The sequence below is a fragment of the Streptomyces sp. NPDC002499 genome, from assembly GCF_053595415.1.
In genome coordinates this window covers 25,804-43,525 of sequence record NZ_JBSFXO010000023.1, presented here as the reverse complement: position 1 = coordinate 43,525, position 17,722 = coordinate 25,804, and the positions used below count along the sequence as shown (strand labels likewise).

The following is a 17,722-nucleotide window of genomic DNA, read 5'->3' as shown; positions in this document are numbered from 1 at the left end:
TATGTCTACTACCAGCCCGAGCAGGGCGAGAACATGAAGACCGCGGACGTGACCGTGCCCGTGATCCAGGATCTGGTCGACCTGAACGGCACCCGCAGTCAGCCGGTCAAGAATGTGTCCTTCGAGGGCCTGACGTTCTCCTATTCGACCTGGCTGGAGCCGAGTTCGGCCGACGGGCTGATCGAGGGCCAGGCGGGTTTCCGGATGGTCGGCAAGGACAACCCGGACTTCGACTCCACCCGCCTGCACTGGAAGAAGACTCCAGGGGCCGTCAACGTCAGCTACGGCCAGGGGATCGGTTTCGAGGGCAACACCTTCACCCACCTCGGTGCGGTCGGCCTCAACCTCAACACCGGCACCCAGCACACCGACATCACGGGCAATGTCTTCCGCGAGATCGCCGCGACCGGCATCCAGATCGGCGGGGTCGACTGGAGCGACGCCCACCCCGATGATCCGCGGGACATCACCAAGGACACCCGGGTCGACAACAACGTCGTCACCCAGGTCGCCGACCAGTACAACGGCTCGCTCGGCATCCTCGCCGGGTACACCGACTCCACGGTGATCACGCACAACAAGGTCTACGACCTGCCCTACAGCGGCATTTCCGTCGGCTGGGGCTGGGGACTGACCGACAAGGGCGGCAACACCAACTACCTTCCCGGCAACCTCGGCGTCCCGATCTCCGACAAGCCGACCACCAGCCGCAACAACGTCGTCGCCGACAACGAGATCAGCGACATCATGAAGTCGCAGGCCGACGGCGGAGCGATCTACACCCTGAGCGACAACCCCGGCGGCACGGTCTCCGGCAACTACATCCACGGAGTCCCTTCGCTCGCCTACGGCGCCGTCTATCACGACGAGGGCAGCCGCCACTGGTCCACCACAGGCAACGCATTCTGTGACGTCGCCTACCAGTGGATGTTCATGAACCACGCCATGGACGGTCGAGCCACCGGCAACTTCACCACCAACCCCGCCTACAGCACTCAGAGTTTCAGCACGAACGACATCATCAACAACAACGTCACTGTGGGCGCCTGCGACCAGCTGCCCGCGTCGATCGTGAACAACGCCGGTCTCGAAGCGCCCTACCGCCATCTCGACCCCGGCCCCGCGGTGACCGACCACCGGGCTCCCAGCACCCCCGGCACCCCGACCGGCAAGGCCGACTTCCCGACGGTGGCCGACCTCAACTGGCCCGCCAGCACCGACAACACCGCGGTCACCGGCTACTCGGTGTTCCAGGACGGCAAGCTCGTCAACGCCTCCGCCACCCCTGCCGTACGCATTCCGGGGCTGACGGCGGGAAAGGCGTACACCTTCAAGGTCACCGCGCGTGACGCGGCCGGCAACGCGTCCGCGCCGAGCAAGGCCATCAAGGTCACCATGCCGGATGGCAAGGACCTGGCTCTCGGCAAGCCGGCCACCGCGTCCTCGAAGACGGACGGGTACGAGCCCGGCAAGGCGGTCGACGGTGATCCGTCGACCCGTTGGGCCCAGGGCCCCAGCCTGCCCGACCCGTCCTGGATCCAGGTCGACCTCGGCGGCTCCTACGACGTCAGCGCCGCGATCACGACCTTCGAGAAGGCGAGCGGATACAAGTACCGCATCGAGGTGTCACCGGACGAGGTCCACTGGAAGACCCTCAGCGACCGCACCGGCACCAACACCACGGCCCAGACCAACTACGACACCGGCACCCCTGTCACCGGCCGCTACGTACGGCTGACCGTGACCGGCTCCAGCGGCAACGGCGGCAGCGTCTACGACCTCCAGGTCTACGGCGGCGCGGCCACCCCCAGCTCGGATCACACCGCCCCCTCGTCACCGGGGAGGCCTGAGGTCAGTCCACTGCTGCCGAGCGTCCTGGACCTCAGCTGGCCGGCCGCCACGGACGACACCGGGGTGACCAGTTACGTCGTCTATCAGGACGGCAAGCGCATCGCCGTCACCGGCGACACCACCTTGCGGGTCTCGGACCTGAGCGCAGACACGCAGTACACCTTCACGGTCGTAGCACGTGATGTCGTCCTCAACGAGTCCGAGCCCAGCCCGGCAGCCACCGTGACCACCCCCGACGACAGCAACGACCTGGCTCTCGGCAAGCCGGCCACCGCGTCCTCGAAGACGGACGGGTACGAGCCCGGCAAGGCGGTCGACGGTGATCCGTCGACGCGCTGGGCCCAGGGCTCCGGCCTGCCCGACCCGTCCTGGATCCAGGTCGACCTCGGCGACACCACCACCGTCACCGGCGTCGTGACCACCTTCGAGAAGTCCAGCGGCTACAAGTACCGCGTGGAGTACTCCACCGACGGCGAGACGTGGTCGCTGTTCGACGATCACACGTCCGCGAACACCACCTCGGCCACCAGCTACGCCCTCGCCGACCACCCCGTCACCGCGCGCTACCTGCGGCTGACCGTCACCGGTTCCAATTTCAACGGAGGCAGCATCTACGAACTCCAGGTCTACGGCGGCTTCTGAGCCCGCACGCACGGCGGGCGCCGCCCACCCATGTCACGGCCGGCGCCCGGCCAGTTCCTCCCACACAGAGACGAAAGCCAGGATGAAGATCACCCATGTCGCAGTACACCGGATCGACGTTCCGGCGCCGAGTCCGCCCTTCCGGTGGCGGGACGGCCTGAGCGGCAGTCCCGAGGTCGGCGACGGCGCGGTCCTGCACATCGGCACCGACGAAGGAGCCGAAGGGGTGGCGGCGTTCGCCCGCCCGGGAGCCTTCACCTTCCTCACCGAACTGGTCGACCGGGTGTTCCGCGAAGAGCTGCTCGGCGCCGACCCGCTCCAGCGGGAGTGGCTGTGGCACCGGGTATGGGAGCTGGACCGTATCCACGAACTCCCGCTCCCCACCCTGGGGTTGATCGACACCGCCCTGTGGGACCTGGCCGGCCGCTATTACGGCGAACCGGTCTGGCGACTGCTCGGCGGCTTCCGGGAGTCCATTCCCGCGTACGCCTCCACCTCGACGTTCTCCTCCACCGAGGAGTTCCTCGACGTGGCCGACCAGTGCCTCGCCCTCGGCTACCGGGGCATCAAGCTGCACGCCTGGGGCGACGCCCGCCGGGACGCGGCCCTGTGCCTGGCCCTGCGGGAGCACGTGGGCCCGGACGTGCCCCTGATGTACGACGGTTCGGCGGGCTTCGACCTGCCCGACGCGATACGCGTGGGCCGGGCGCTCGCCGAAGCGGACTACCTCTGGTACGAGGAGCCGATGCGCGAGTTCAGCATCAGCGCGTACCAGAAACTCGCCGAGTCGGTGGCCATCCCGCTGCTGGTCGCCGAGACCTCCGACGGGGCGCACATGAACTCCGCGGACTTCATCCGGGCCGGAGCCGCCACCTTCGGAGTCCGCGCCAGCACCAACCTGCGGGGCGGCATCACCGGAGCCATGCGCACCGCCCACCTCGCGGACGCCTACCGGCTGCGGGCCGAGGTGCACGGTTCGGACATCCCGAACCACCACCTGTGCATGGCGATCTCCAACACCACCTACTACGAGTCCCTGGTGACCGCGACACGCGTCGTCCGCGAACGCCATGTGGACGACCAGGGCCTGGTCCACGCCCCGTCAGGACCGGGCATCTCCCTTCCCCTCGACTTCGGCTACGGCGACGCACTGCTGCCGTTCGTCGAACAACCGTAATCAAGCATGAACAGAAAGGCACGACGATGAGGTCTTCCGGATCTCCGAGAGCCGCTCGGCGCCGCACGGTCGTACGTACCGCGGCCGCAGCTCTTTCCCTGGCCACCGCGGCCATGCTGGCCGGCTGCGCGAGCGCCGACACCAGTCCTCAGTCCTCCGCTTCCCAGCCCGCGTTCAAGTCGGCCAAGCAGAAGAGCGGCTCCGAGATCACGGTGTGGACCGACTCGACCCGGCTGCCGTCCGTGCAGGCGTACCAGAAGTCCCACCCGGACGAGAAGCTGAAGATCGTCACCTATGACGGTGGAGCGGACGGCTCGACCTACCTGCAGTCCAAGGTCCAGCTGTTCGACCGGACCGGCAGCGGCTGGCCCGACGTCGTCTTCGGTTCACCCACCGACGTCACCTGGGCCTCGAAGCCCACCAAGTCGGGAGTCCAGCCCTTCGCCGCGCCGCTGGACGAGAAGCTGGTCCCGCAGAGCACCCTCGACGGCTTCGCCAAGGGCTCCCTGACGCCCTGTCAGTTCAACGGTCACACCTACTGCCTGCGCAACGACATCGCCCAGGTGGTGCTCTGGTACAACAAGTCCCTGATGGACAAGTGGGGTTACCAGGCCCCCACCACCTGGCAGGAGTACGAGGCCCTCGGCAAGAAGGTGGCCAAGGAACACCCCGGCTACCTCGTCGGCTCGGTCGGTGACACCAACTCCCACGAGTCGTACTTCTGGTCGGGGCAGTGCCCGGCCTTCGACCTGGTGAAGCCGGACACCCTGCGCACCGACCTCCAGGACCCCCACTGCACCCGCACCGCGAAGCTCCTGGACGGCCTGATCGACGCCAAGGCCGTCACGACCAAGGGCTTCTTCAGCCAGGGCTTCGCCAAGGACAGCGGCAGCAAGGTCCTGATGGCGTACGGCCCGTCCTGGTACGGCCAGTACCTCTTCAAGGCCGCCTTCAAGACCCCCGCCAAGCAGATCGCCGCCGCGCCTCCGCTGAAGTGGGAGGGCGAATCGACCGTCGCCACCGGCAACGTGGGCGGCGCGGTGTGGATGGTCTCCTCGCACAGCGCCAACCTCAAGGCGTCCACGGACCTCGTGACGTGGCTGACCACCTCCGACGCCAACCAGGCGTCCGCACCCACCTACCCCGCCTACACCAAGGCGGCACAGGCATGGCTGAAGAACCCCGCCAACAGCGGCTACTTCGCCAACGACGTCAGTGACGCCTTCCAGCAGGCCGCCGACGCGGTGTGGACCCACTGGTCCAACACCCGCTTCTCCGACTCCACCGCCTGGTCCAGCGTCGTCCTGCCCGCCCTCACCGCCGGCAAGAGCCTGACCGACACCCTGCCCGCATGGCAGCAGGAGATCGGCAACGAGGCGAAGGCACAGGGATACAAGGTGGTCACCAAGTGACCCTGCTGGAGACCGAGCGTGTCGCTGTCTCCGCCCTCCGCCGCGGCAATGTGCCGCGGCGGGGGCGCCGCAGCACGGCCGGCTACCTCTTCGTCGCCGGATACACGCTCCTGCTGCTCGCTTTCGGCGTCTTCCCGACCGCCTACTCCTTCTATCTGGCGCTCACCAACGACCGGGGCCAGTTCACCGGCTTCAACCAGTTCACCAAGGTCATCCAGGACTACCGCTTCGGACCGGCCTTCGGCCACATGCTCGTCTACCTCGCGCTGTGGCTGGTCACCCTGGTCGTCCTGGTCGTTCTGGTCGCGGTGGTGCTGCGCAGCCGGATCCGCTCCGGCACCTCCGCCGTCCTGCGCTTTCTCTACTACCTTCCGGGCGCGCTGGCCGGCGTGGCGAGCGTCCTCGTCTGGCTGTTCATGCTGGACCCGGACGTCAGCCCGGTGTCCTGGCTGCTGGAGAGCATGGGCCTGCACACCTTCGCCGCCGTCCTCTCACCCGGGAACCTGCCGCTCATCCTGATGCTGATCGCGTTCTGGACGGGCGCGGGCGGCTGGATGGTCGTGATGTACGGCGCCCTGAACAACATCCCCGACGAGGTGCTGGAAGCCGCCCGCATGGACGGCGCGGGCCCCTGGCGCACCGCCTGGCACATCCAGATCCCGATGATCCGCCAGTGGATCGTCTACATGACGATCCTTGCGTTCGCGACGGGCACGCAGCTCTTCGTAGAACCGCAGTTGCTCCAGACCGCCAGCCTCGGCCGGGTGAGCCCGACCTGGTCGCCCAACCAGTTGGCCTACGTCTACGCCTTCCAACAGGGCGACTTCAACGGTGCCGCCGCAATCTCCGTCTGCCTGCTCGTCGTAGGGCTGCTGGCGGCCGGTCTACTGATCGCCCGCTCGAACCTGTTCACGTTGGATGAAAAATGACACAACCCACTTCCGCCCCACCGACCGCCGGCCGTCTCGTCCGGCCCGGCCGCGCGCTCTCCCTCCTCGTGGTGGGCATTCTGCTGGCAGCGCTGCTGGTGTTCTTCGTCCTGCCGGTGATCTGGCTGCTCCTCGCACCCTCCAAGACCGCCGGCGAAGTGGTGCGGGACAACCCGCTCTCCTTCGGCTCGTTCCACCAGATCGGCGCGGCCTGGAAGCACCTGTTCGCCTTCCAGGACGGCGCCATGCTCACCTGGCTGCGCAACTCCGCGATCTACTCGGGCGGTTCACTCGTCCTCACCATGCTCGTGAGCGTCCCCGCGGGCTACGCACTGGCGCTGACCAAGTTCCGCGGCCGCAAGACGCTCCTGGTGATCACCCTCGTCACCATGATCATGCCGCAGGCCACCCTGGTGCTCCCCGTCTTCCTGGAGCTCAACCGCTTCCACCTGATCGGGACGGTCTGGTCCGTCATCCTGCCTTTCTCGTTCTACCCGTTCGGCGTGTACCTGGTGTACATCTACTTCGGCAGCAGCCTGCCCAGAGATCTCCTGGCCGCCGCACGGATCGACGGCTGCACGGAATGGCAGCTGTTCTCCCGCATCGCGCTGCCCCTGGCCAAGCCGGTCGTCGGACTGGTCGCCTTCTTCAGCTTCGTCGGCAACTGGAACAACTTCTTCCTGCCCTACCTGGTGCTGCCCAACAGCGACCAGTTCCCGATCCAGGTCGGCCTGAACCAACTGCTCACCTCCACACCGTCGTTCAACCCGGTCGCCGGTGCCGGCCTGAACATCACCATCCCGGAACTGGCCCTGGCGATCGTCCTCGCGATCCTGCCCGTGCTCGCGCTCTTCCTCGTCTCACAGCGCACCCTGGTGTCCGGCATGCTCGCCGGCGCGACCAAGGAGTGACCGCCGTGCCGATCGACGGCGGGGAGCGGCGATGCGTGTCGCCCTGTTCCTGACCTGTGTCAACGACACGCTCTATCCCGACACCGGGCGTGCCGTGGTGAAACTGCTGACCAGGCTGGGCGTCGAGGTCGACTTCCCGATGACCCAGACCTGCTGCGGACAGGCCCACTACAACACCGGCTACCGGCATGAAGCGGAGCCGCTGGCCCGGCATTTCTCCGATGTATTCGGCGGATACGAGGCGATCGTGACGCCGTCCGGGTCGTGCGGGGCGATGGTGCGGGAGCTGTACCCGCGGATGGGGGAGCGGGCGCGCGCCGAGGGGCGTGGGGATGGTCTTGCGGTGACGTTGGCGCCGGTGGTGCCGAAGACGTACGAGCTGACGGAGTTCCTCGTGGATGTGCTGGGGGTGACGGATGTGGGTGCGTACTACCCGCACACGGTCACCTATCACCCGACCTGCCACGGGTTGCGCAGCCTGGGCCTGGGTGAGCGGCCGCGCAGACTGCTGCAGGCGGTGAAGGGGCTTGAGCTGGTCGAGCTGCCAGGGGCCGACGAGTGCTGCGGGTTCGGCGGGACCTTCGCCCTGAAGAACGCGGATGTCTCGGCGGCGATGGGCGCGGACAAGGTCCGCAACGCCGAGTCGACCGGGGCGGAGGTGCTGTGCGCGGCCGACAACTCCTGCCTGATGCACATCGGCGGCACCATGACGCGGCTGGGTACCGGTATGCGGCCGGTGCACATCGCGGAGATCCTGGCGAGCACGGAAGAGGAGCCGGCGGCATGAGCGGCACATTCGTAGGCATGCCGGCCTTCCCGGTAGCCGCGCACGACGCGGTACGCAATGAAACCCTGCGCGGCAATCTGCGCCACGCCACCCACACGATCCGCGCCAAACGCGCCAAGGCCGTGGCGGAGGTGTCCGACTGGGCGGCGCTGCGCGAGGCGGGCAAACAGATCAAGGACCACACTCTCCTTCATCTGGACCGCTATCTCGTGCAGGTGGAGGAGGCCGTCACCGCGGCCGGCGGCACCGTCCACTGGGCAGCCGACGCGGAGGAGGCCAACCGGATCGTGGTCCAACTGGTCAAGGAGACCGGCGAGTCGGAGGTCGTCAAGGTCAAATCGATGGCCACCCAGGAAATCGGCCTCAACGAAGCCCTGGAAGCCGAGGGAATCCGCGCCTACGAGACCGATCTGGCCGAGCTGATCGTGCAGTTGGGCAAGGACCGGCCTTCCCACATCCTGGTCCCGGCCATCCACCGCAACCGCGGCGAGATCCGCGACATCTTCCGCAAAGAGATGAGCGAGTGGGGCCGCCCGGCCCCCGACGGGCTCACGGACACGCCTGCCGAACTCGCCGAAGCCGCCCGTCTGCATCTGCGGGAGAAGTTCCTGCGGGCCAAGGTCGGCGTCTCCGGCGCCAACTTCATGATCGCCGAGACCGGCACGCTCGTCGTCGTGGAGTCCGAGGGCAACGGCCGCATGTGCCTGACCCTGCCGGAGACGCTGATCTCGGTCGTCGGGATCGAGAAGATCCTGCCGACCTGGCAGGACCTGGAGGTGTTCCTGCAGACCCTCCCGCGGTCCTCGACGGCCGAGTGCATGAACCCCTACACGTCGATGTGGACCGGCACGACCGATGAGGACGGGCCGCAGACCTTCCACCTGGTGCTGCTCGACAACGGCCGCACCGACACCCTCGCCGACGAGGTCGGCCGCCAAGCGTTGCGCTGCATCCGCTGCTCGGCCTGCCTCAACGTCTGCCCGGTGTACGAGCGGGCCGGCGGCCACGCCTACGGCTCCGTCTACCCGGGTCCGATCGGCGCCATCCTCAGCCCTCAACTACGGGGCACAGCAAGCGAGATCGACGCCTCCCTCCCGTACGCCTCCTCGTTGTGCGGTGCCTGTTACGAGGTCTGCCCGGTGGCCATCGACATTCCCGAAGTACTGGTGCATCTGCGCGAACGGATCGTGGAGGGCGGGGAGGTGACCCGCGAGGGCAACAAGGTGGTCCTCAAGCCGGCCAAGGGACACGCCGCCGAGCGCACCGCCATGCGCGCTGCCCGCTGGGCGTTCGGGCGCCCCGGCGCACTGCGCACCGGACAGCGACTCGCCTCCCGCACCCGCCGCTTCCACCCCCGCACCCTCCCCGGCCCCGGCAAGGCATGGAGCAACAGCCGGGATCTGCCGACCCTGCCTCCCGAACCCTTCCGCGACTGGTGGCAGCGTACGAACGGCGGAAAGGACGGCGCCAAGTGAGCAGCAGGGAACGGGTGTTGGGCCGGGTACGGCGCGCGTTGGCCGACGTACCGCGGGACGATGAGGCGTACGAACAGGCTGTTCCGCGTGACTATCTGCGGGAGCACGGCAACCGGACCGTCGAGGAGACGGTGGATCTGCTGGCCGAGAACCTCGCCGACTACCGCGCGATCGTCCACCGCACCGACACGACCGAGCTGCCGCACCTCATCAAGCGACTGCTCGCCCAGCACGGCTCCCAGCGCGTACTGGTCCCCCCGGGACTGGCGCCGGAATGGCTGTCGGCCGCCGACCCCACCCACGTCCACGACCACCCCGACAGCACCCCGCACGAACTCGACGAGGTCGAAAGCGTCGTCACAGGCTGCGCCATCGCGATCGCCGAGACCGGCACCATCGTCCTGGACGGCTCCCCCGACCAGGGCCGCCGCCGTATTACGCTCATCCCCGACCACCACATCTGCGTCGTCCGCGTCCCTGACCAGGTTGTCGCCTCCGTGCCCCAGGCGCTCGAACGCCTTGACCCGACCCGCCCGTTGACATGGATCTCCGGCCCCTCGGCAACCAGCGACATCGAACTCGACCGAGTCGAAGGAGTACACGGCCCACGCACCCTCGAAGTGATCCTCGTGAGCGCAGCCTCACATCCGGGATTTGAGTACGTCGACCTCGCAGCCCGGCGCGAACGGGTCGAAGCCGTGCTCGCTCAGCCAGCGAATGATCAGCAGGCTGCGCAATGACCACCATGCGCGGATCACGTCGAGGTCGACGTCGGTTCCGTAGCCGGCGATGAGGTCGTCGAGGTGGTCCTCGTGTCCGAGGGTGAAGGTGGCGAGGTCGTACAGGGCGTCGCCCTGGCCCGCCTCGGACCAGTCGATGATGCCGGTGACCTCGTCGCCGTCGACGAAGACGTGCGCGATCTGAAGGTCGCCGTGGGTGAACGCCGGAGTCCACGGCCGGAGTGCGGCCTCGGCGACCTGGCGGTTGCGGGTGACCAGGTCGGCGGGCAGGACGCCGTTGGTCACGAGCGCCTCGCATTCGGTGTCGAGTTCCGCTGTCAGCGCGTCGATGCTCCGGCCGGCCCCGCCGAGTCGGGGCGGCAGGGGCGCGTCGTGCAGTTTCCGGATGGTGGCGCCCGCCGCCGCCCACGCCGTCGGCGACCCGGTCGACGGCCCGCCCAGGCGCCCGAGCGTCACCCCCGGGAGTGCGGCGAGCGCGAGCACGTGCGGTTTGTGCCACAGGACCTGCGGGGTGGGGACCGGGGCGAGGGACAGCGCCTCGACCTCGGCGTCGATGCGCGCCTGATCGGAGTCCACCTTCAAGAACATGTCACCGACCCGCAGGGTCGCACGCTCGGAATGGGCGACGACGACATTGACCTCATCCATGGGCGACCAGTATCCCGGGGATGATCGCCGACGTCGCCGGATTTATCGCGTGCGACCGCGTGACTGTGCGATGGACCGCGTCCCAAGACCTTGCGGCCTCGTGCGCGACACCGACCGCTGACCGATGCTCACTTCTCGGAGTCGGACCAAGTCGCCACAAGCGCGCGGAGATCCGGAAAGCGGGGACCGGAGACCATCTCCTGGATGGGTTCACCGTTGAGCCAGCACACTTGCTCGGGGGCGCCGTCGTCGGTGTCGAACAGGCAGCACACTCCTTCGCTGTCGGCGGTGAGGTCGGTGAACATCTTTCTGATGCTGGCCGACCGTGCGAACAGGCGGCTCATCGCCGACGTCGCTGCCCAGCACTCCACCGAGGCGTAGCCGGGATGCAGAGGGGACTCGAAGCGGATCGTCGTGTAGACGTACCCGATCTGGATGCGCCCGTCCGCCTGGGGTTGAGGGCCGTTCGTCTGCGCGTACTCGCGCAGTGCGTCATCGAGGTCGAACATGAGGGACGTGTCGAGCTCGAGGGTGCTGCTCATGGAGCAGTCGACCGGCTCGCTCCTGAAATGGGACGTGAAGGGGAGGGCGAGCCGGTCACCGCCGGGCAGGGTGACCTCAAGTGGTGGTAGGGCACGGGCCGGTGGTGCCAGCTCGGCCAGATTGACCAACGCCTTGGCGACATTCCGAGGACGCAGATAGATGGCGTAGCCGTAGTCCAGCCCCACGCTTTCCTCCTGCCCCGGGTCCCGGATCGAACCGCACCCTCTCACGGCCCGCCCCTCGGGCGCTCGGCGATTTCCCTTGGGGCGGGGCCAGCGAACGGGGTCAGTGAGCGGATCCGGCCGTCCCCTTCCAGCGGTACGTGGCGAAGGAGCCCGCCGGTACGGTCGTCACGAACTTCCGTCCGCCGACGGTGATTCGGACCGTGCGGTCGGCACTGGAGCTGTTGCCGAGGACGGCCACGTAACCGCTCTTGCCGGAGCGGTAGATCACGTTGCTCACGCCGTTCTGGGCGGCGCTGGACTCCAGGCGTACGTCACCGGGCTTGAGGTATTTCGCGAACTGGCCCATGGCGTAGAGCTCGTCGCGGACCGAGAAGTCCTTGGTGTTCGTGTTGACCTTCACCAGCCGGTCGGGCCACTTGGTGGTCGCCGCGACCTCGTCCCAGTCGACGTTGTTGTCGCGGGCGGGCGTCCAGTGCAGCGTGCCGCCGTCCTGGTCGGTCGCCTGGGCCCACAGGATGTACGAACCGGCGTCGAGGCGGAAGTAGTCGAGGATGGTCGACGGCGACAGGTCGCTCGTCTCCGTCATCTCGACCGGCTTGCCCGTCTGCTCGTAGGCGTCGCGCATGACGGTCGGGTCGCCCCAGTACGGGTGGAAGGCGATGGCGTCGGTGGCCTTGCGCACCTGCTCGCCCTTGACCGAGCCGTCGGGGGCGTCGTCGAAGATGCGGTGGTAGTTCTTGGTCGCGGTGCTGTTGGGGTCGCGCCAGTCCCAGAAGTTGAAGTCGTGCACGTACAACTGCGTGTTCAGCCGGGCCGACTTGAACTCCCGCTTCATCGCCAGGGCGAGCTTCTGCTGCTGGGCGATGCTGATGTCCATGGCCGGGTAGACGACGTCCATGCCGGGCTCGTTGAGCAGGGTCAGCGCGTCGACGCGGATGCCGTGGCGGGCGTACGCCTGGACGTACTTGACGTAGTAGCGGGCGAAGACGTCGATGCAGTCGTCGCGCAACTTGCCGACCTGGTAGTAGTCCGTCGTGCTGCCCGGCTTGAGCGCGACCTCGCCGGTGAACTGGTTGTTGGTCTTCATCCAGGCCGGCGCGCTCCAGGCCGACGCGAAGAACGTGGCGCGCGGGTTGTAGTGCTGGATGAGCTTGATCGTGTCGATGATGTGCAGGTCGACATCGCGCTGGATCGAGAAGTGCTTCAGGCCGAAGTCGTCCTTGACGCCCGCGGGCAGGTCGTCCTCCGACCAGAACGGCAGATGCTCGATGAGGTCGGGGCTGCCGATCGTCAGCCGGAACCGGTCGAGGCCGGCGCCGTGCACGGGGTCGACGAGCAGCCGTATGGCCTCACGGCGCTTGGCGGGCGTCAGCTTCCAGAGGTTGGACACGCTTGTCTCGTCCAGGGAGAAGCCGATGCCCTCGTACTTCTGCCGCAGGTCGCTCGGGTCGGCGACGACGGTGGCGTCCACCGGTCCCGATGCGGCGCCGCCCGTCCGCACGGCCGGCAGCGACTGCCAGGCGTGTGCCGCTCCGGCGGAGAACGTGCCGGTCACGGCCTGGGCGTGGGTGTTGCGGTCCGCCTGGGCGGCCGGGCCCGTGCCGATCAGCACGGACAGTGTCGTGGCCGCGACGGCCGCCATGGTCGTGAATGAACGTCTCACAGCTCACAACTCCCCACTCCGACACCATCGTTGCGGCGATCCAAGCAATGTCCGCAGTGTTAAGTCAAGACTTGAATAAAGAGGTGAACCTTTTCCGGCCGAGCCGCCGTAGTCCGTGCGGGGGTTCACGGCACCGGTGGCTGCCACTGGTACAGCAGCGGGGCCTGCGGAAGCGCTTTCGATAGTGGGCGGACAGCGCGTGTCGCCCCTTGGTCAGAGAGTCGTGAGCACGACAGAATCGCCCTCGGTCAGGGGGACGACGATTGTCGGCGCCCGTTCAAGGCCGCCGCGCATCAGCACAGGCCACCGCAGGGCATCACGGACGACCGTGACGTCTTCGACACACCGACGCCGTACCGATCGCGCGGCAACTCACCACCCCCGTACCGGAAGGACGACATGACGGCCTCCTCCGAGGACCCGACGGCGGAGGCCGATCCGACGGCGGAGGGCCCAACGGCCCGGCCCGAGCGGCCCGTTGCCTCGCCGCTGCCCCTGCCGCGCCGATCGAAAGGACCCTCGGCGATCGCCGAGGCCGCCGCCGCGCTGGGGCCCGCCGCGGAGTTACGGGACGTAGGCGATTCCGGGTCCGTGTCCCCGGCGCCCATGTCCGCGGCAGCGGCCGAGTTCGCGGCATTCACCGAACGTGCCCCAGGCGCGGGGGTGTTGGGTGAACGTGCCGATGTTCACGCCGGGGAAGTCGGCGGCCACCGTGTCGACGTCACCGCGGTACCGAGCCGGTCCGCCCCCCAACCCGCGCGGCGCCGAAAGGTGTTGCTCGCCGTCGCCGCTACCGCCGTTGTCCTGCTGGCGGGCTCCCTGATTCTCATGGGTGGCGACGACGGCAAGGGGCGTGCGGCGGCGGCCGGCAGCGGATCGGACACCGTCCAGGACGAAGGGCTGAACCAGGGCGCGTCCGATGCGTTCGGCTCCGCCTCGCCGTCGGGTGACTCCTCCGCGCTGGAGGCCGACATCACCGGGAAGCCCGGCGGGCGGCCGACCCGGGACGCCGGTTCACCGGCATCCGGCGCGAAGAAGGGTGATTCCAAGGTCATCAAGAACGGGGACGCGAAGAATACCGATACCAAGAACGGCGAGGCGGCGTCCGGGAGTTCCTCGTCGGCCACCGACTCCGACGCTGATGCGGCTGCCAAGGGCGTACTGATCCGGGGGCGTGCCTCCGGCCGTTGCATCGACGTGACCGGAGGCAGCTCGGCGGATCACACGCGCCTGCAGATCTGGGACTGCACGGGCGCCGCCCGGCAGAAGTGGCGGTTCGCGTCGGACGGGACCGTCCGTGCCCTGGGCAAGTGCATGGACGTCGACGGCGGTTCACGGCAGGACGGCGCGTGGATCAAGATCGTCGAGTGCAACGGCACGGGGGCCCAGCGGTTCCGGCTCAACGCCGCCCACGATCTGGTCAACGTCCAGGCCGGCAAGTGCGTCGACGTCACCGACCTGGGGACCGGCAACGGCGCGCAGTTACAACTGTGGACGTGCACAGGCGAGGACAACCAGAAATGGGGCACCGGCTGAGGACACGCCGTCCGGGCCCGGTCGTGGGAGGCCGTGCCGCTGATCCCCACCGCCATGCCGGCCGCACCGACCACGCCGCCGACGGTGGACGTCGCGGTGCCCCCGGTGAAGACGGCAGCCCCTGCCACGATCATGGGAATGCCGATGAGGACGCCGATGATCGTGACCGTCAGAAGCACCGCTCACCCGAGCGTCCATGGGAGACCTCGGTGTCTCATGATCCGCGTGATGAGTGACCTTGGTGGCGTGTTTTCTATACAAGAGGCCCTGGCTTGGCAGTGAATGCCCACCCCGCTCCTACAACAGTCTCGTCACCGAGCGACGCCTCGGGATCCCACCCTCGATACAGGGAGAAGACGATGACCGACCGTGGAGCCGATCTGATCGTCCGTGCCGGCGTGGTGCACACGCTGGTGCCCGGGCAGGACCCGCAGCGGGCACTGGCCGTGCGTGGGGACCGTATCGCCGCCGTGTCCGCCGATCCCCGCGGCCTCGACCACCTCGTGGGCGCGGGAACCGAGGTGTACGACCTGCCGGGTGCCACCGTGCTGCCCGCCTTCGACGACACCCACACCCACCTGATCTTCGCGGCGCTCGGTGCTCATGACGTCCCCGTTCATCGGGCCAGGAACATCCCCGAGTTCCTCGACCTGATCCGGCAGCGGGCCGCCGTCACCCCGGAAGGCGAGTGGATCCGCACCACGACCAACTGGCAGGAGCTCAATCTGGCCGAGCGCCGTATGCCCACCGCGGCCGAACTCGACCGGGCCACCGACCGGCACCCCGTCCTCGTCAAGCGCGGCGGCCACAACGACGTCGTCAACAGCCGTGCGCTCCGGCTGGCCGGCATCACCGAGGACACCCCCGTACCGCCGGGCGGCACCATCGGCCGCGGCAGCGACGGCAGGCCGGACGGTCGGCTGATCGACAACGCCCTGCATCTGGTGGAGCGCCTGGTCCCGGCGCCGGACCGCGCCGAGCGCATCGACGGACTGCGCCTGGCCTGTCGTGGCTACGCCGCTACCGGTATCGGGACCGTGCGCGACTGCGCGGTGGCCCCTGAGGACTACGCCGTGCTCCTGGCCGCCCGTGCGGCGGGAGCGCTCGGCATCCGGGTGCGCGCCCTGATCTCGGCGCTCGGCATGACCGGCGCGGCCCAAGTGGAGGACCTGCTCGACGTCATGGAGGAGTGGCGCGACAACTCCGACCCGTGGCTTTCGGTGTGGGGCGTGAAGTTCGGGCTCGACGGTGGCCTGGAGGCGGGGGCCACCGAGGAGCCGTACGCCTGTGACCACGCCTTCTCCGGGATGCTGATCTGGGAGCCGGACGCGCTGGTCGAGGCGGTCGAGGCGGTGGTCCGGCGGGGCTGGCGGGTCGGCACGCACGCCTACGGCGACCGCGCGGTCCGCACGCTTCTGGACGTCTACGAACGCGTCCTCGCCCGCAACCCCGGCCTGCCCGCCGGCACGCTGGTCATGGAGCACGGCGGTCTGGCCGGCCCCGAACAACGCGCCCGCGCAGTCCAGTTGGGCATCCCCGTCACCATCCAGCAGCCGCTGCTCCACGACACCGCCGAGGTGGAGGAGGGCTTCTGGGGGCCGGAACGCGTCGCCCGTCTCTTCCCCGCCCGCGGCTGGATCGACCTGGGCGCCCAGGTCAGTGCCGGATCCGACTTCCCCGTCGGCCAGTTCGGCGCCATGCGCTCCGTCTGGGGCATGACCACGCGGCAGACCGTCATCGGCGTCAAGGGCCCCGAACACGCCATCACCTACGACGAGGCCCTCACACTGCATACGACCAACGCCGCCCGACTGCTGGGCGAGGAACACCTGCGCGGCACGCTCACCCCCGGCCGTCTCGCCGACCTCACCGTCTGGGACCGCGACCCCGCGCAGTGCCCCGCCGACGACCTCCGCGACCTCAACCCCACGCACACCTTCGTCGCCGGCCTCCTGGCCGCACCCACCGGCACGCGATAGGCACATCCCTTCGCCGTCGCCCGTCTGCGCAGGGCGTTGGGCGACTGATTAATTCGGTTGCCGCTCCCCGTGTCCGCCCCTCACCATGGGCGGGACATCGGGAGCTGCCCGGTGCTCCACGAGAGGAGGCACGACCGTGACCACGACTGTTTTCGGCCTGCCCGCAGACCGCCTCTCACTCACTTCATGGAGCACCCCCAGCGATGTCTCACGACGATCTCTCGCAGCACCCTCAACTCCCCGCGTTTCCTGACGACTTCGTCACCGACCCCCACCGTTACGTCCCTCCGTCGGACGACCTGGCGGACGTCGACGAACGGTTCGTCTTCGAATTCCGTGCCTACGACGACGACCTCGCCGACGGTCAGCGCTGGTCGACCTGGCTCAGCGTCGAACCCCTCTCCCGCGGCCCCGAGCCGCTCCCGGACTGGGTGGTGACCTCGCAGGGCGCGATCGACACCGACCTCGGCGTCCTCAAGACCGGCAAGGAGGCCGACGTCCACCTCGTCGAGCGTGCCGACCCGCTCGACCCCGACGCCGGCGTGGTGATGGCGGCCAAGCGGTACCGCTCTCCCGAACACCGGTCCTTCCACCGGGCCGCGTCCTACACCGAGGGCCGCTCGATGAAACGCTCACGCGACGAGCGGGCCGTCAAACGCAAGAGCACCTTCGGCCGGCAGGTCGCGGCCGGCGAGTGGGCGGTGTCCGAGTGGGCCGCCCTGGTGCGGTTCTGGAACCTCGGACTGCCGGTTCCCTACCCGGTCCAGATCGACGGCACCGAGATCCTGATGGAGTGGATCACCGTCGTCGACGAGGACGGCACCGTCCAGACGGCGCCCCGGCTCGCCCAGACCCGGCCCTCCCTCGAGCTGTTGGCGGCGTACTTCGAGCAACTCACCGACGCGCTCGCGACGATGGTGCAGAACGGCGTCGTGCACGGTGACCTCTCGGCGTACAACATCCTGGCGGCGGGCGAGCGGTTGGTCGTCATCGACCTGCCGCAGATCGTCGACCTGGTCGGCAACCTCAACGGGATGACCTTCCTCGAGCGTGACTGCGCCAACATCTGCGGCTGGTTCCGCTCACGGGGCCTCGACGTCGACGAGCACGAGCTGTTCGCGGAGCTGATGGCACACGCCTTCTGATCGGGGTGGCGGTGTCGGTGGGCGGGGGTGACGTGCGAGGCACCTGATGGTCTCCGGGCCGGACCGGCGGATGCCGGTCCGGCCCGGTCGCTTCTTGTT

Annotated in this window: 14 protein-coding genes; 11 read left to right on the top strand and 3 right to left on the bottom strand. The window is 68.5% G+C overall.

Annotated elements, in window-relative coordinates; translation table 11 throughout:
- From ACWD5F_RS44780 to ACWD5F_RS44745, 8 genes are all read left to right on the top strand, one after another.
- A partial coding sequence (locus ACWD5F_RS44780) for a discoidin domain-containing protein (protein ID WP_451261895.1) occupies nt 1-2,493 on the top strand: 2,493 nt, incomplete at its 5' end.
- 82 nt (nt 2,494-2,575) lie between these two features.
- The gene (locus ACWD5F_RS44775; RefSeq protein WP_451261894.1) at nt 2,576-3,670 is read left to right on the top strand and encodes an enolase C-terminal domain-like protein; all 1,095 of its coding nucleotides are present in this window, start codon (nt 2,576-2,578) and stop codon (nt 3,668-3,670) included.
- 26 nt (nt 3,671-3,696) lie between these two features.
- A complete protein-coding gene (locus ACWD5F_RS44770) occupies nt 3,697-5,082 on the top strand; it encodes an ABC transporter substrate-binding protein (RefSeq protein WP_451261893.1) in 1,386 nt (461 codons plus the stop codon).
- Nucleotides 5,079-6,011: a carbohydrate ABC transporter permease gene (locus ACWD5F_RS44765; protein WP_451261891.1), complete on the top strand. Its 933-nt coding sequence runs from the start codon at nt 5,079-5,081 to the stop codon at nt 6,009-6,011. Before ACWD5F_RS44770 ends, ACWD5F_RS44765 begins: the two co-directional genes overlap by 4 nt.
- Nucleotides 6,008-6,922 (top strand): carbohydrate ABC transporter permease, encoded by a 915-nt coding sequence (locus ACWD5F_RS44760; RefSeq protein WP_451261890.1) that lies wholly within the window; start codon nt 6,008-6,010, stop codon nt 6,920-6,922. The genes ACWD5F_RS44765 and ACWD5F_RS44760 overlap by 4 nt, the downstream gene beginning before the upstream one ends.
- Before the next feature lie 31 nt (nt 6,923-6,953).
- The gene (locus tag ACWD5F_RS44755) at nt 6,954-7,709 is read left to right on the top strand and encodes a (Fe-S)-binding protein (protein WP_451261888.1); all 756 of its coding nucleotides are present in this window, start codon (nt 6,954-6,956) and stop codon (nt 7,707-7,709) included.
- The gene (locus ACWD5F_RS44750; protein ID WP_451261887.1) at nt 7,706-9,184 is read left to right on the top strand and encodes a LutB/LldF family L-lactate oxidation iron-sulfur protein; all 1,479 of its coding nucleotides are present in this window, start codon (nt 7,706-7,708) and stop codon (nt 9,182-9,184) included. Before ACWD5F_RS44755 ends, ACWD5F_RS44750 begins: the two co-directional genes overlap by 4 nt.
- The gene (locus ACWD5F_RS44745; protein ID WP_451261886.1) at nt 9,181-9,924 is read left to right on the top strand and encodes a LutC/YkgG family protein; all 744 of its coding nucleotides are present in this window, start codon (nt 9,181-9,183) and stop codon (nt 9,922-9,924) included. The genes ACWD5F_RS44750 and ACWD5F_RS44745 overlap by 4 nt, the downstream gene beginning before the upstream one ends.
- On the opposite strand, the gene ACWD5F_RS44740 is transcribed toward ACWD5F_RS44745, so the two are convergent.
- The 3 genes from ACWD5F_RS44740 to ACWD5F_RS44730 form a co-directional block, all read right to left on the bottom strand.
- Entirely contained in the window at nt 9,826-10,572 is a 747-nt protein-coding gene (locus ACWD5F_RS44740; protein ID WP_451261885.1) for a phosphotransferase family protein, read from the bottom strand. The genes ACWD5F_RS44745 and ACWD5F_RS44740 overlap by 99 nt on opposite strands.
- 128 nt (nt 10,573-10,700) lie before the next feature.
- Nucleotides 10,701-11,300 carry a hypothetical protein gene (locus ACWD5F_RS44735; RefSeq protein ID WP_451261884.1) on the bottom strand — a complete coding sequence of 200 codons (600 nt, stop codon included), beginning with the start codon at nt 11,298-11,300 and terminating at the stop codon, nt 10,701-10,703.
- 100 nt (nt 11,301-11,400) lie between these two features.
- A complete protein-coding gene (locus tag ACWD5F_RS44730) occupies nt 11,401-12,963 on the bottom strand; it encodes a glycoside hydrolase family 30 protein (RefSeq protein WP_451261883.1) in 1,563 nt (520 codons plus the stop codon).
- Between the two features lie 399 nt (nt 12,964-13,362).
- On the opposite strand from ACWD5F_RS44730, the gene ACWD5F_RS44725 reads away from it, so the two are divergent.
- The 3 genes from ACWD5F_RS44725 to ACWD5F_RS44715 all read left to right on the top strand — a co-directional run bounded on the left by ACWD5F_RS44725 (nt 13,363) and on the right by ACWD5F_RS44715 (nt 17,623).
- Nucleotides 13,363-14,499, top strand: coding sequence for a ricin-type beta-trefoil lectin domain protein (locus ACWD5F_RS44725; RefSeq protein ID WP_451261882.1), 1,137 nt, complete (start codon nt 13,363-13,365; stop codon nt 14,497-14,499).
- 359 nt (nt 14,500-14,858) lie between these two features.
- Complete coding sequence (locus ACWD5F_RS44720; RefSeq protein WP_451261881.1) at nt 14,859-16,478, top strand: amidohydrolase; 1,620 nt, start codon at nt 14,859-14,861, stop codon at nt 16,476-16,478.
- A 203-nt stretch (nt 16,479-16,681) separates the two neighbouring features.
- Nucleotides 16,682-17,623 carry a serine protein kinase RIO gene (locus ACWD5F_RS44715; protein ID WP_451261880.1) on the top strand — a complete coding sequence of 314 codons (942 nt, stop codon included), beginning with the start codon at nt 16,682-16,684 and terminating at the stop codon, nt 17,621-17,623.
- Nucleotides 17,624-17,722: the final 99 nt, after the last annotated feature.

Coding starts and splice junctions, on each gene's coding strand:
- ACWD5F_RS44775 (WP_451261894.1), top strand. CDS start 2,576: ATGAAGATCACCCATGTCGCAGTACACCGGATCGACGTTCCGGCGCCG.
- ACWD5F_RS44770 (WP_451261893.1), top strand. CDS start 3,697: ATGAGGTCTTCCGGATCTCCGAGAGCCGCTCGGCGCCGCACGGTCGTA.
- ACWD5F_RS44760 (WP_451261890.1), top strand. CDS start 6,008: ATGACACAACCCACTTCCGCCCCACCGACCGCCGGCCGTCTCGTCCGG.
- ACWD5F_RS44755 (WP_451261888.1), top strand. CDS start 6,954: ATGCGTGTCGCCCTGTTCCTGACCTGTGTCAACGACACGCTCTATCCC.
- ACWD5F_RS44750 (WP_451261887.1), top strand. CDS start 7,706: ATGAGCGGCACATTCGTAGGCATGCCGGCCTTCCCGGTAGCCGCGCAC.
- ACWD5F_RS44740 (WP_451261885.1), bottom strand. CDS start 10,572: ATGGATGAGGTCAATGTCGTCGTCGCCCATTCCGAGCGTGCGACCCTG.
- ACWD5F_RS44725 (WP_451261882.1), top strand. CDS start 13,363: ATGACGGCCTCCTCCGAGGACCCGACGGCGGAGGCCGATCCGACGGCG.
- ACWD5F_RS44720 (WP_451261881.1), top strand. CDS start 14,859: ATGACCGACCGTGGAGCCGATCTGATCGTCCGTGCCGGCGTGGTGCAC.
- ACWD5F_RS44715 (WP_451261880.1), top strand. CDS start 16,682: ATGTCTCACGACGATCTCTCGCAGCACCCTCAACTCCCCGCGTTTCCT.